Here is a 13694-nt window from a genome sequence, read left to right as displayed (position 1 = left end):
CGTTTTTTTTTTGAAGAAAAATGTAGTTAAACATGTGTTAGGGTAAATAAATTATTCTTTTTGATAATATTATCATTATAGATAATAATGAATGGTAACATAAAATGAATGCAATAAAAAGATGCAATTCCAAAAAATGTGTGTTATTGTTATCATTATCAGTAATGATAATGTAAATGAAAAGGAGAATTTTTAATGAAACTTCACTATGGGTTAAATGAATTGAAGGATATCGATTGGTTGGCAGTACTACAGATTGCATTACCGTTTATGGTGGTTGGACTCATTCTTATTCTAATTGCACTGTTTGATTTGTATCGGCACCGTAAGACAAGGGCAAATGTTCTTTTATGGACAATAGTTATCTTATTTTTTAATACCATTGGACCCATTTTATATTTCACTATTGGACGAAAAGGAGAAAAAACTTATGAAGTTAGAAATTAAAGATGTCACAAAAAACTTTAAAACAAAGACAGCAGTCAATAACTTTACTATGGAAGTTGAAACTGGTCAGTGTGTGGGACTCATAGGGCCAAACGGCGCTGGAAAGTCTACGTTAATTAAAATCATTGCAGACATCTTATATGCAGATAAAGGCGAAGTACTTCTAAATGGGAAAAAAATTTCAAATATGAAAAAAGAAATAGGTTATCTTCCACAATACCCTGACTTTTTCCATTGGATGACAGCCAAAGAAACACTCTTCTTTATGGGACAGTTATCAGGTATAGCAAAAGAAAAACTTATTGAGGAAGTACCAGCAATATTAAAAAAAGTTGGATTATATAACGAACAAAATGAGAAAGTCCAAACATTTTCTGGGGGAATGAAGCAGAGATTAGGCATTGCCCAAACGCTTTTACATAAGCCATCTTTTATTGTCATGGATGAGCCTGTTTCGGCATTAGATCCAATAGGTAGGAGAGAGGTTTTAAATTTAATTCAAGAAATTAAACATGAAACGACTATTTTATTATCAACTCACATTTTAGGTGATGCAGAAGAAATCTGTGAACGATTTGTTATCATGAAACAAGGAAAGAAAATTGAAGATACGACATTAGATAAATTATTAACGCACAACAATGAATCGGTTGTTCATCTTGAAATAGCATCTGAAAACATGCTTTGGGTGCAATTAGTTGAAAAGCTTCCATATGTGAAAAATGTAGAAGTAATCGGAAAAAGAATGAAAGTTACCCTTGAAAATGTTCAGAAAAATAAAGATATGTTACTCCGTGATGCGCTGGAAAACAAGATTGATATTGTTCGATTTGAAGTTGGAAGCAGTGAGACGTTAGAAGAAATCTTTTTAAAACTGGTGGTGAGTGTATGACGCCTTTTTCTATTTTAACTAAAAAAGAATATGTACAAATGTTTCGTGACTTTAAAGTTATTTGGTTACCTCTTGCTTTTATGTTTTTAGGCGCAACGCAACCGGTTGTTACATACTATTTACCATCAATTTTAGCCTCGCTTGGAGGAAATCAAGGCATTACGATTGACCCTTTAATGATTCAGCAGGATGGAGCGCAGGTAATGGCCGCAACTCTTGGTTCGCAATTCGATCAGTTGGGCATTATGATTGTTGTCATTTCTATGATGGGCATCATTCAGTCAGATAAAGCAAATGGGATGCTTGATTTTATTCTAACAAGACCTGTAAAAGTAGGTTCATACATCGGTGGAAAGCTTTTTTCTAATTTCTCAGTTGTAGCTATTAGTGTGACATTTGGATATGTTGTATCTTACGTTTATGTAAATTTTTTGTTTAATAATATTTCATTTCTTGATATGATACTAGCCATTGTTTTTTATCAATTATGGGTTCTTTTTATGATTTCTTTTACTTCGATGGTGAGCACTATTTTTAATGGACAGGGCGTTATCGCTTTAATTAGTATCGTTTGCTTGTTTATTTTTAAAATAATTAGTGGCGTACATCCAATAATTGATTTATTAAATCCTGCAGGAATGAGTCAACATGCAATGATGGTATTAATAACGGGTTCAGTCGATTCGCATTTATACGGCAATATGTTAATTACTTTCATATGGATTTCTTTAACCGTAACGATTTCGCACTATTGGATTTCAGAAAAGAAATATCATAAAGATTAATATACAAGGAGAGGGAAACTACGAGTCCAATAATCCAAAAGCATTAGTTAGTTTGCTCTTAGTATCATAAAACAACGACATGAAAATTTCAGAAAAAATAGTGCCAGTCACTTTGAGTGACTGGCACTTTCTTGTGCACGTACTTTTTCCCGAGTTTTGACTAAATAATAGGCATTAACAGAAGATGCGATGGGGATAATGGCAGCTATGCCGATTCCCGCACAAAAAATTGTGATGAGCTCAGTGCTGAACACTTTAGAGTTGATGATTTCGCCAATCGAGTAGTTTAAATCTTTAAACCATATTAAAAGTCCTAAATAGCCACCGAAAAAAGCGAAAAATAGCGTATTTGTATCCGTTCCTAAAATATCTTTCCCAATGCTTAAGCCTGATGTGAACAATTTTTTTCTGCTAATGAGAGGGTTGTGGTGAAAAATTTCATGCATGGACGAAGCGATGGAAATGGCGACGTCTAAAATGGCTCCAATTGTACTCATAATAATTACAGAAGCGCCAATTTGAACAAAGTTAACACCAATATAAAGTGAAAAGATACTAATTTCCTCTGTAGATTCTTCTCCAAACCCTTGAATCATAGACTTCCCTGTGACAACCACAATAAAAAAGAGAAGTATGACAATGGTAATCATCGTCGAAATAAATGCGGTGATTGTTTTGCTATTCTTTTCATTAATATAAAATAGGCTAATCCAACTAATGATTGTGCAGGCAATAAATGTTAATACGATGGGGCTGTTTTTAGGATTAGTCATTAAAAAAATCGTTACAAAGAGCACCCCAAAATTTAAAAATAGAGAAAGAAAAGAGCGTACCCCTTTTTTTCCACCAATAACAATCATTAATATAAATAAAATAGCTGCTAGCCACACTAATACATTCATATCAATTTACCCTCTTTCGTTTAATGAAAAAAATAGAAGTATAAAGACTGATAGGGATTGTTAAGACAACGCCAATACCACCTGCTAGAGCACGAGCTAATTCTAATGAAAGATTCATGGAAAGTGTTAGCCCTAGCGTAGACGAATTTTTTAAATATAAAATAAGCATAGGAATGGAACCGCATATATACACAAAAAACAAAATACTCGTAATTGTGCCCATCACATCTTTCCCAATATCAAGCCCTGAAACTTTTAAAGCTTTGTCAGAAATGGATGGATCTTGTTCATACAAAGCAAACATGGAAGAAGCCATAGTAATTGAAACATCCATTACAGCCCCTAATGCCCCGATAAATAAACCAGCCATAAAAACCATGCGATAAGGACGCGTTAGAAATTGCATTTCCTCGTATCGAAGGCCATTTTCAGATGTAATCCACAATACGAAAAAGCTAATAAGTAATGAAATGAACGTTCCTAAAAGTGTTGCCAGCATTGCCGCATAGGTTTTTTCATTTAATCCATTTATGAGTATCAATGAAACACCGGTAAATAGCAGAACACATACACCGCTAACGAATAACAAGCTGACGTTAGCGTGCTTTACATATAAATCCAATGCAAATGATAATAAAAGTGCATTAACGATCAAACTGATTATTGAAAATAGCCCCTGTCTTTTGCCAACAATTAATAAGGCGAAAATAAAAATCCACGCAACGATTAATACGTATTGATCGCGCTTTGCGTCTAAAATCAAACCTGATAATTGCCCTTTTTGAGCGTTGTCTGCCTTTATAGAAACAAAAAGTTTGTTTCCGACCTTGTATTCGTGATCAAAAGCGCCAGAGGAAGAATACTCATTTGTTAAATGAATAAGTTGACCTTTGGCTTCTCCATTTTTCACTAATGCAGTTATTTGCTGCGTAAATAATTGATCATCATTACTATACATATCTGATATAGGTGTTGAATCTTCCAACTCTGTTTTTATCACTTCCGCAATTGGCCGCTCATAAAAGGATTCATTGTGAGAAACAAATAAAACGGAAGCCACAAAGCACAACGCTAATAGGATATAGAATAAAATCCGTTTTTTATGAGAAATAGTAGTAAACAATAAAAAACCTCCAATGAGGGGAATTTGACTATGTTCGTAGCAAGTGAAGTGTCCGTTGTACTGAAGCTGCGTTGAACAATGACTCACATTAACATTCCTATTTTTCTATGTCAAGGCTGGTCAAAAGTAGTCACGTAGGAAGGAACGCTCTTAACCATTTAAGGTTTCCCTTTTAAGATAAAGGAGCATGCCGTCTATGATGGTTTGACGGTGGCATCCGTTGAATATTTAGTTATATTGACTTGCACGTATCATTTTTAGTCATTCCACTGAATATGTAAAAACATTCAGATAAAATTACATTGAATGTCTGTCATGAAACTGGGAGGGGAGTGACAAGCTATACAAAAAATGTGACCGTGTTATAGGGATGGCGTACATTATACATTCATCATAATGCGGATACTAATAACATGGAATTGTTCTTCCACTGTTCCTTTTAAAAGGAGTGAGGTTGCCGAAGGAGGGTTTAGTAAAGAAAAAAGGACGATAACCACAATTATTTCACAATCGGCATATCGTCCTGTTTTAGTTTTAACGTATCGTTTTTGTTGAAGATTTGCTTTGTGTAGAAGAACTGAGAAGTTGTATTTGCTCTTCTAGTACTGTACTTGCGTTTTGTAAAAACTGTGAAATGAGAGCAAGCTCTTCTTGCTTGTAGGATGAAGCTAGTTGAAGCATGGCTTGGTGAAGCGACTCATACGTATGACGGATTTCTTCTTTCGATTCATATTCTGGGACTATAATGACCCTGCGACGATCATTAGGGTCATTTTCTCTACGCACATAACCGATTTTTTCAAGGCGATCAACTAATGCTGTAATACTACCTGTAGCAAGGCCCGTTTTTTTTGAAAGCTCTCCGGCAGTAATTGGACCAGTTTCACGCAAAATATCCAAAGAAATAAAATCATTATTGTATAGCCCAAGAGATGCGGCCACATTTTGCTGGTGTAATATTGTGCGAGTTCCTAGCCCGCGCATAAGTGAAGTGAAATGTTCACGTGGATCAGTCATTTGATTTTCTTGATTGCTTGACAAAAGATAAGCCTCCTTTTAGACTATTAATATCTTGATGGTCGAGATATTAGATGGTCAAGATATTTGATGAGTGTGTAATTGTTTACGTGTTCATTCTAGCGAAGGTATTAATAATTTGTAAAGGGGTTTCTAAATGGAAGCATCGAAAAGTAATAGTAATACAAAATTAGTAGTGGCAGGTTTACTTCTTGCCATTTTTATGTCAGCAATTGACAATACAATTGTTGCGACTGCAATGGGAACAATCGTATCGCAACTTGGAGGCATGGACAAATTTGTTTGGGTTACTTCTGCTTATATGGTAACAACAATGGCTGGTATGCCTATTTTCGGTAAGTTATCCGATATGTATGGAAGAAAAAGATTTTTTATTTTTGGTTTAGGTGTTTTTTTACTTGGTTCGGCTCTTTGCGGTTTCGCTCATACAATTGAGCAACTTAGCATTTTCCGCGCGATTCAAGGGATTGGTGCAGGTGCGCTAATGCCAATCGCATTTACAATTGTATTTGACATCTTTCCACCAGAAAAACGAGGGAAAATGGTAGGGCTACTTGGTGCTGTATTCGGTATCGCAAGTGTTGTAGGTCCACTTTTAGGAGCTTATATTACAGATCATTTTGGTTGGGAATGGGTTTTTTATATTAACTTGCCAATCGGTATCGTTTCATTAATGCTTATTATAAAAAATTATAAAGAATCCCCGGTTCTTACTAAACAGAAAATCGATTGGTGGGGAGCGGCTACACTTGTATTCGCTGTTATAAGTCTTATGTTCGCATTGGAGCTAGGTGGTAAACAGTTCGATTGGAGTTCTGCGCCGATAATTTCATTATTTATCAGTTTCGCTGTGTTCTTTATCGTGTTCTTTTTTGTAGAGCTGAAAGCAGAAGAACCAATACTTCCTTTCTTCTTATTTAAACGTCGATTATTTGCCTCTTCGCAAATGTTAGCGTTCTTATATGGTGGTACTTTTATTATTTTAACAGTATATATACCAATTTATGTGCAAGCTGTATATGGTGCTTCCGCTACGAATGCAGGGCTAATTTTGATGCCAATGATGTTGGGGTCTGTTGCAGGAAGTGCTTTTGGCGGTATTTTCTTAACGAAAATGAGCTATCGAAACTTAATGGTTATTTCAGTAATATCTTATTTTGCAGGTATGTTTTTACTAAGCACACTTACGCCAGATACGGCTCGAATACTTCTTACGCTGTATATGATTCTCGTAGGCTTTGGCATGGGCTTCTCTTTCTCATTATTACCGACAGCTTCACAGCATAATTTAGATGCTCGTTATCGCGGTACTGCAAATTCAACAAATTCGTTTCTTCGTACGCTAGGTATGACGATGGGCATTACAATCTTTGGCACAATTCAAAACAATGTATTTACTAGTAAGCTAACAGAAGGTTTCAAAAATATGGGGCAAGGATCAAATTCTGCAATGTTTGATGTTGGCGATATGAGAGAAATTTTTGAACCTAGTGTACGCGAAAATATCCCTGCAAACATTCTTGATATTATTGTGAATGCTATGTCTAACTCTGTGACACATGTGTTTCTTCTTGCACTCATTCCTATTGTTATTGCAGCCATTTTCGTTTTCATGATGGGGAACTCTCGAGTGATTGTTACAGCTGAAAAAGACAACAAGGAAAATTAAATAAAATATCGTAAGAATTTAAGCTATTGATGATACTAGTAAGTCGTACTATGTTCAGGAGGATAATGATGAAAGAGACCATTTTTATTAAAGGTGCTTGGGAAAATAATTTGAAGAAAGTGTCGCTTTCCATACCGAAATATAAGCTAGTAGTACTGACTGGACCTTCTGGCTCAGGGAAATCAACGTTAGCTATGGATACACTTCAGCGGGAATGCCAGAGACAGTATTTAGATTCTATGGGAATGATGGCTAATACGATTAGCAAGCCAAAGGTTGAGTTTATTCGTGGGCTGTCACCGTCAATTAGCGTCGGGCAGCATGTGACAAATCGAAATCCACGTTCAACGGTAGGAACAGTAACAGAAATTTATAAGTATATCCGATTTATCTTTGCCAGACTTGGGGAACAAGTTTGTACTTCATGTAATATGAGTATTCCTGCTTCTTTTGAACCAACAGAAGCGTTCGTAGAAGAAGATGAAGAAATAGACAATCAAATAATTAGTTGTCCTAATTGTCATGAACAGCAAGCGAAATTAGGCATGCTACATTTTTCTTTTAACAAGCCTGAAGGTGCTTGTGAAACTTGTAGTGGCCTTGGTCATGTGGCGAGTATAAATGAGGCGATGGTGTTTAATCCTGAGCTCAGCTTACGAGACGGTGGCGTAGCTTCACTAAAGGGGGTCCATCGTGACATTCAAATGCGTATTTTAGTGGCAGCAGGAAAGCATTATGGATTTGAATTTGATCTTGATCTACCATTAAAAGATTACGATGATGTTCAGCGAGATTTATTATATTATGGCGTCGAGAGCGAGGAATTTAAACTTCACTATCCAAATAGTAAACCGGTCTCAGGAACAAAGTTTGAAGGAGTCATACCGAGCTTATGGAGACGATATAAGGAGAAAGAGGGAGAATCAGGGGCTAAAGAAAAAGAAGGAAGTTTCTTTCATGAACAACTTTGCCCAGATTGCCTTGGTGCACGCTTAAAGAAAGAAGTTCGTCAAGTTAAGGTAGCGGATGCAACAATTTCGGACGTATCTGAGTGGTCGCTTGAAGATGTATTCAAATGGACGAATAGCTTGCAGACGGCGTTACCTGAAGCAAGTCATCATTTATTGGTGCCTATTATCGAGGATATGTTAACAACACTTCAGCGGCTTATCGATGTTGGACTTGGTTACCTTTCATTGAACCGTCAGACGGTATCATTGTCTGGTGGGGAAACACAACGTCTACGACTTGCTACCATATTAGGTTCAGCTTTAACTGGCGTTCTGTATATTTTGGATGAACCGACAACCGGTCTTCATGCAAAGGATACAGCAGGTCTCATTCGAGTGCTTCAGGAATTACGTGATTTAGGTAATACTGTACTAGTTATCGAGCATGATGTTGAGATGATGCGAGCGGCAGATCATATCATTGATATCGGTCCTGGTGCGGGAATACATGGTGGTACTGTTGTAGGTGAAGGCAGTCTGGATGATTTAATGTCAAATGAGCAATCAGTGACTGGAGCTTATTTGGTAGAAGAATGCTCCCCTTCTCCTGTTCGAGTTCGTAGGGAGGGAAATGGACAGCATATCACGATTCAACAAGCAAAACTTCGAAATGTCGACATCCCTACTGCTTTTATTCCATTGGGGTGTCTTGTGTCAGTAACAGGCGTTTCAGGTTCAGGGAAATCTACGCTTGTTTTTGACATTCTTGCACAAGGAAAATCGAAAAACCTTGCCCAAATAGGATGTAAGGAAATTAGTGGGTTAGAGCATATCGAAAATATCGTTATCTTTGACCAATCGCCAATGGGAAGAGTACAGCGTTCTAATGTCGCTACTTATACGGATGTCTTTACTCACCTCCGCAAATTGTTTGCAGGATTGCCAGAAGCAAAAGAAAGAGAATTAACTTCAAAGCATTTCTCATTTAACTCTGCGGGTGGACGATGTGAAACATGCCAAGGTTTAGGGGTATTATCAGTAGATATGGATTTCCTAGCAGATATAGAAGTGACATGTACAAACTGCAAAGGGAAAAGATTTACTGACGAAGTGTTGCAAGTTAAATATGAAGGATACTCCATTTCAGATTTGCTAAATATGTCTGTGGAGGAGAGCTTACCAATTTTGAAATCGGAAACAAAGATTTCTCGCATGATTGAAATGCTATGTGAGGTTGGGTTGGGTTATCTTCAATGGGGGCAATCGGTCAAAACTTTATCTGGCGGTGAAGGACAGCGTATTAGGCTGGCAAACGAATTAAGTAAAGCATCCAAAAACCACACGCTTTATTTATTGGACGAACCTACGACAGGTCTTCATCCATCTGATATTAAATTGTTACATGCTTTATTAAACAGACTTGTCTGTGCCGGAAATACCATTATCGTCGTCGAACATAGTCTGGAATTAATCCGTGAATCTGACTGGGTTATCGATATTGGACCTGAAGGAGGAGCCGCAGGTGGTAAGCTTGTAGCTGAAGGAACGCCAGAGCAAGTGGCAAAAGTATCGGATTCCTATACGGGGATGTTTCTGAAAGAAGTACTCGCCGAAGCGTTCTAATTACATTTAACAAACGGTACTTTAGGGAAATACCAAAAAATAGAAAATTAAAAAGAATACGCTCTTTTAGTTAAGATGAAGGTTACTGTACATCTTTCTACTAAAAGAGCGTATTTATTTATGAACCCTTCAAAAGTTCATGCAAACGTTTCTATTTTAAATTATCCCCAAAGTCACTTGCTCCTTATTCATACGCTCAATTATTAGCTGGTTGCTTTAATTTGCACATGTGGATTGTGCCAAGGCAATTAAACTGCACAAAATAGCCATTAAAAAATTTTAAGTGGATAATGTATTAAAATAATGTTATCGTATGAAGTAACTAAATAAACATATCCTTCAGGGTAGGGTGAAATTCCCAATCGGCGGTGATGAAGTAATTCAAAGTCCGTGAGCGCAAGCTGATTTGGTGCAAATCCAAAACCGACAGTTACAGTCTGGATGGGAGAAGGGTAGATGTGTAAGCTTTTTAAATTCATATGACTTTAAAAGGTCTATTTGGCTACGCTTATATTCAAAACTACTTCCCATCGCCTTCGTTGGGGAGTTTTTTTATTAAGTTAAAAATTTAATAGGTATCTGTTCTTCGGGGTAGGGTGAAATTCCCAATCGGCGGTGATGAAGCAATTCAAAGTCCGTGAGCGCAAGCTGATTTGGTGCAAATCCAAAACCGACAGTTATAGTCTGGATGGGAGAAGAACGATGAGATGGTAGCCTTTGGAAAATTTATTTCCATTAGGTTTATTTAGTGACGTCTTATGAATTAGAACTCCCAAACCTCATTTTTATATGGGGTTTTTTGTTTGTCTCGTTTAAGCAATTACAGGTCAAAATTTAAAAAGTAGAAAGTAGGTGGAAAAATGTGTTTACAGGTATTATTGAGGATGTTGGTACAGTAAAAACCTTGCAAAACGATAGACAAAGTATGAAAATAACTGTTATTTCGCCAAAGATAGTATCGGACGTGCAGCTAGGAGATAGTATAGCTGTCAATGGCGTGTGTTTGACAGTAACACAATATAATGAGCAGGAACTGACAATGGACGTAATGCCTGAAACAGTGAAAGCGACAAATTTGCAGCAACTCACGGTTGGTAATGCAGTAAATTTAGAGCGTGCAATGCCTGCGAATGGACGTTTTGGTGGTCATTTTGTTTCAGGGCATGTTGATGGAGTGGGAAAAATATTACGCAAACGTCCAATGGCCAATGCAGTATACATCGATATAGAACTTTCAGAGGAGTTAACTTGCTATTGTATTCCTAAAGGTTCAATCACAATTGATGGAACGAGTTTAACGCTCTTCCATGTGGCAAAAAACAGCGTCACCGTATCGCTTATTCCACACACATATAAGGAAACCGTATTAGGGACAAAAAATGTTGGATCACCAGTCAATATTGAGACCGATTTAGTTGGTAAATACATTATGCACCAGCTACAGCGTGGTCAGCAATCACCGACCATTACAAAAGATTACTTAGCGAAGCATGGGTTTTAACCTGTCTTTGAAAGTAAAGAACGTACAGTAAATTAAAGTTTATTAGGAGGTGGCAATTTGCTACATTCAATTGAAGAAGCAATTGCAGATTTAAAACAAGGCAAAATGATTGTTGTCGTGGATGATGAAGATCGTGAAAATGAAGGGGATTTACTTGCCCTTGCAGAGTTCATGTCACCAGAAACGATAAACTTTATGGCCACATATGGAAGAGGGCTTATTTGTACGCCGATTTCACAGGAGCTTGCACAACAATTAGCGTTGCATCCAATGGTCATAAATAATACAGATCATCACCAAACGGCATTTACTGTAAGTATTGATTACAAAGATACAAAAACAGGCATTAGCGCCTTTGAACGTGCGTTGACAATTCGAAAAATGCTAGAGTCACAAGCGCAAGCAACTGATTTTCGTAGACCTGGGCATGTATTTCCCCTTATAGCAAAGGAAAATGGTGTTTTAGAACGTAGAGGGCATACGGAGGCAACTATCGATTTAGCAAGGCTTTGCCGAAGCATACAAGCTGGTGTTATTTGTGAAATCATGGGGGATGATGGTGAAATGCTTCGCTTTGATGACTTAGTCAAATATGCGGAAAAACACAAATTAAAAATGATTTCGATTGATGCATTAGCAGCCTATCGTCGTCAACAAATACAAGGAAAAAATTCACTTACAGTGTAAAAGAGGAGAATCAATTTATGGGAAAAACATTTGAAGCACAATTAATTGGCAATGATTTAAAAATAGCGGTAGTAGTTGGTCGATTTAATGAATTTATTACTAGTAAATTATTAAGCGGTGCAATGGATGGGCTAAAACGTCATGGTGTAGACGAGGATTTAATTGATGTTGCGTGGGTACCAGGTGCATTTGAAATTCCATTTATTGCAAAACAGCTAGCGGAAACAAAAAAATATGATGCCATTATTGGTCTTGGCACAGTTATTCGTGGCTCTACAACACATTATGATTATGTTTGTAACGAATCAGCAAAAGGCATAGCTAACGTTTCTCTTACAACTAACATACCAGTTATTTTTGGTGTTGTCACAACTGAAAATATTGAGCAGGCAATTGAACGCGCTGGGACAAAATCTGGTAATAAAGGTTATGACGCAGCAATATCAGCTATTGAAATGGCGAATTTACAGAAAATGATTGGCTAAATTTCAATGACATAATGTATAGGTGAAAAGGATAACTGCATAATTTGCTGGACATTGGGAAAAATATTGTATGTGTATTTTAATACAATAATTTATTTGAATCGAGTTCAGTAGGAGATGAGGAATATTCAATCAATGAATCAAAATATCGAATTGAAAACGTTGAAAGAACTATTTCAACGCTCTGCTGACGTAATATTTCAATCTTATACCTTTCAACAGCATAATGTTCATTTTATTACATGTGAATCAATGTTCGATCAGTTATTATTGAATAAGGTCATTATAAATCGAGTCCAATCTTTGTGCGAAAATGTTTCAACACCATTATTAGCAGAGCAAATAATAAATGAATTACACATTCCAAATCTTCAAAAAATAACGAATTTAGAAGAGGCTACTACACGTGTATATACAGGATATGCTTTGCTGTACTTTGAAAAGGAGAAAATTTTATTCTCAAGTAAAATTTCAAATAAGCCGAATCGAAATCCTGAAGAAACAAAAAATGAACTGGTAATTAAAGGACCGAGAGATGATTTTATAGAAGATGTCTTTATTAACATTGCTCTAATTCGCAAGCGACTACCAACTAATTCATTGAGTGTAGAAACAATGGAAATTGGTAGGCGTTCTAAAACAACTGTAGCCGTTCTTTATATGGAGGATATTGCCAATAAAACGATGGTGGATGAAGTGAAAACGCAATTACGTAAAGTTGATACAGATGTCGTGATTAATGGCGATATATTGATGGATGGGGTGGGCAAAACATCTAAAATTCTTCCCCTACATGATTATACAGGTCGCCCAGATTTTGCAGTACAAACGTTAAGTAGAGGACGCATTCTTATTTTAGTTGATGGAGTGTCCTATGTCATCATTACACCACCTAATATCTTTTTACTCTTTAAATCAGGTGAAGACAATGATTATCCAGCTATTGTAGGTTCTATAGAACGACTGCTACGAATCGTAGGCATATTAATAAGTATGCTTGCACCAGGTTTTTGGCTTGCCTTATCGACCTATCATCAAGAACAAATGCCAATTCTACTTTTAGCAACAGTTGTACAATCAAGAACTGGCTTGCCTTTTCCTACCTTACTGGAAATATTGCTCATGTTATTTATGTTTGAATTATTTCGAGAGGCAAGTCTCCGCTTACCATCTCTTTTGAGCGGAACCATGAGTGTTGTGGGAGGTTTAATTGTCGGAGATGCGGCGATTAAGGCAGGCATAACGAGTCCTTCAATGATAGTAGTAATTGCTATTTCAAGTATTGCGGCATATACACTTGTAAATCAATCGTTTGTAACGGCCATGAGTATTTTCCGTCTATTTGTCGTCTTAATGGCTTCTTTTTTTGGCTTATTTGGTTTCTTTTTGTCCCTATTCTTTATTCTTATTTATGTTGCGAATATACGCGTGCTAGGTGTACCGTACGTAAGTCTTGGTGCAGATTTGAATTGGTCTGATATCAAAAAATCTTTAATACGTGCAGCTCCAAGTGGATATAATAAACGCCCAAAATTTTTACAGCCTCAAGATAAAACTCGGTCTTCCAGTAAAAATTAATGATAGCCATTTTA

At 36.7% G+C, this 13694-nt stretch carries 12 protein-coding genes and 2 riboswitches; of the genes, 9 read left to right on the top strand and 3 right to left on the bottom strand.

What is annotated here, in order from left to right; all coding sequences use genetic code 11:
- Nucleotides 1-195: 195 nt before the first annotated feature.
- The 3 genes from NSQ74_RS17930 to NSQ74_RS17920 are packed head-to-tail and all read left to right on the top strand — an operon-like array spanning nt 196 to nt 2124.
- Nucleotides 196-447, top strand: coding sequence for a PLD nuclease N-terminal domain-containing protein (locus NSQ74_RS17930; RefSeq protein ID WP_340825133.1), 252 nt, complete (start codon nt 196-198; stop codon nt 445-447).
- Complete coding sequence (locus NSQ74_RS17925) at nt 431-1339, top strand: ABC transporter ATP-binding protein (RefSeq protein WP_340825132.1); 909 nt, start codon at nt 431-433, stop codon at nt 1337-1339. The genes NSQ74_RS17930 and NSQ74_RS17925 overlap by 17 nt, the downstream gene beginning before the upstream one ends.
- Nucleotides 1336-2124 (top strand): ABC transporter permease subunit, encoded by a 789-nt coding sequence (locus NSQ74_RS17920; RefSeq protein ID WP_340825131.1) that lies wholly within the window; start codon nt 1336-1338, stop codon nt 2122-2124. The genes NSQ74_RS17925 and NSQ74_RS17920 overlap by 4 nt, the downstream gene beginning before the upstream one ends.
- Before the next feature lie 107 nt (nt 2125-2231).
- Here the strand turns inward: NSQ74_RS17920 and NSQ74_RS17915 are convergent, their stop codons facing one another.
- From NSQ74_RS17915 to NSQ74_RS17905, 3 genes are all read right to left on the bottom strand, one after another.
- Entirely contained in the window at nt 2232-3026 is a 795-nt protein-coding gene (locus NSQ74_RS17915; RefSeq protein WP_340825130.1) for a YibE/F family protein, read from the bottom strand.
- A 1-nt stretch (nt 3027) separates the two neighbouring features.
- Nucleotides 3028-4149 carry a YibE/F family protein gene (locus NSQ74_RS17910; RefSeq protein WP_340825127.1) on the bottom strand — a complete coding sequence of 374 codons (1122 nt, stop codon included), beginning with the start codon at nt 4147-4149 and terminating at the stop codon, nt 3028-3030.
- Between the two features lie 534 nt (nt 4150-4683).
- A complete protein-coding gene (locus tag NSQ74_RS17905; protein ID WP_340826494.1) occupies nt 4684-5166 on the bottom strand; it encodes a MarR family winged helix-turn-helix transcriptional regulator in 483 nt (160 codons plus the stop codon).
- A 157-nt stretch (nt 5167-5323) separates the two neighbouring features.
- Between NSQ74_RS17905 and NSQ74_RS17900 the strand changes: the two genes are divergently transcribed.
- From NSQ74_RS17900 to NSQ74_RS17875, 6 genes are all read left to right on the top strand, one after another.
- Nucleotides 5324-6856, top strand: coding sequence for an MDR family MFS transporter (locus NSQ74_RS17900; protein ID WP_340825126.1), 1533 nt, complete (start codon nt 5324-5326; stop codon nt 6854-6856).
- A gap of 68 nt (nt 6857-6924) precedes the next feature.
- Complete coding sequence (gene uvrA / locus NSQ74_RS17895; RefSeq protein WP_340825124.1) at nt 6925-9429, top strand: excinuclease ABC subunit UvrA; 2505 nt, start codon at nt 6925-6927, stop codon at nt 9427-9429.
- A 331-nt stretch (nt 9430-9760) separates the two neighbouring features.
- Nucleotides 9761-9886, top strand: a riboswitch (FMN riboswitch).
- A 121-nt stretch (nt 9887-10007) separates the two neighbouring features.
- A riboswitch (FMN riboswitch) is annotated at nt 10008-10133 on the top strand.
- Nucleotides 10134-10291: 158 nt separating this feature from the next.
- Nucleotides 10292-10930 carry a riboflavin synthase gene (gene ribE / locus NSQ74_RS17890; protein WP_340825123.1) on the top strand — a complete coding sequence of 213 codons (639 nt, stop codon included), beginning with the start codon at nt 10292-10294 and terminating at the stop codon, nt 10928-10930.
- Nucleotides 10931-10987: 57 nt separating this feature from the next.
- Entirely contained in the window at nt 10988-11617 is a 630-nt protein-coding gene (ribB, locus tag NSQ74_RS17885; RefSeq protein WP_340825122.1) for a 3,4-dihydroxy-2-butanone-4-phosphate synthase, read from the top strand.
- Between the two features lie 17 nt (nt 11618-11634).
- The gene (gene ribH / locus NSQ74_RS17880; RefSeq protein WP_340825121.1) at nt 11635-12102 is read left to right on the top strand and encodes a 6,7-dimethyl-8-ribityllumazine synthase; all 468 of its coding nucleotides are present in this window, start codon (nt 11635-11637) and stop codon (nt 12100-12102) included.
- Nucleotides 12103-12237: 135 nt separating this feature from the next.
- Nucleotides 12238-13680, top strand: a complete 1443-nt coding sequence (locus tag NSQ74_RS17875) for a spore germination protein (RefSeq protein WP_340825120.1) — start codon at nt 12238-12240, stop codon at nt 13678-13680.
- The last annotated feature ends 14 nt before the right edge of the window (nt 13681-13694 follow it).

It is taken from the genome of Lysinibacillus sp. FSL W8-0992 (genome assembly GCF_038008685.1).
Lineage (GTDB): Bacteria > Bacillota > Bacilli > Bacillales_A > Planococcaceae > Lysinibacillus.
The sequence above is the reverse complement of the archived record's forward strand: the minus strand, read 5'-3'. Positions and strand labels throughout refer to the sequence as shown.

Excerpts from the sequence above, each read along its gene's own strand:
- NSQ74_RS17930 (WP_340825133.1), top strand. The coding sequence starts at position 196 with ATGAAACTTCACTATGGGTTAAATGAATTGAAGGATATCGATTGGTTG.
- NSQ74_RS17925 (WP_340825132.1), top strand. The coding sequence starts at position 431 with ATGAAGTTAGAAATTAAAGATGTCACAAAAAACTTTAAAACAAAGACA.
- NSQ74_RS17920 (WP_340825131.1), top strand. The coding sequence starts at position 1,336 with ATGACGCCTTTTTCTATTTTAACTAAAAAAGAATATGTACAAATGTTT.
- NSQ74_RS17915 (WP_340825130.1), bottom strand. The coding sequence starts at position 3,026 with ATGAATGTATTAGTGTGGCTAGCAGCTATTTTATTTATATTAATGATT.
- NSQ74_RS17905 (WP_340826494.1), bottom strand. The coding sequence starts at position 5,166 with ATGACTGATCCACGTGAACATTTCACTTCACTTATGCGCGGGCTAGGA.
- NSQ74_RS17900 (WP_340825126.1), top strand. The coding sequence starts at position 5,324 with ATGGAAGCATCGAAAAGTAATAGTAATACAAAATTAGTAGTGGCAGGT.
- uvrA (WP_340825124.1), top strand. The coding sequence starts at position 6,925 with ATGAAAGAGACCATTTTTATTAAAGGTGCTTGGGAAAATAATTTGAAG.
- ribH (WP_340825121.1), top strand. The coding sequence starts at position 11,635 with ATGGGAAAAACATTTGAAGCACAATTAATTGGCAATGATTTAAAAATA.
- NSQ74_RS17875 (WP_340825120.1), top strand. The coding sequence starts at position 12,238 with ATGAATCAAAATATCGAATTGAAAACGTTGAAAGAACTATTTCAACGC.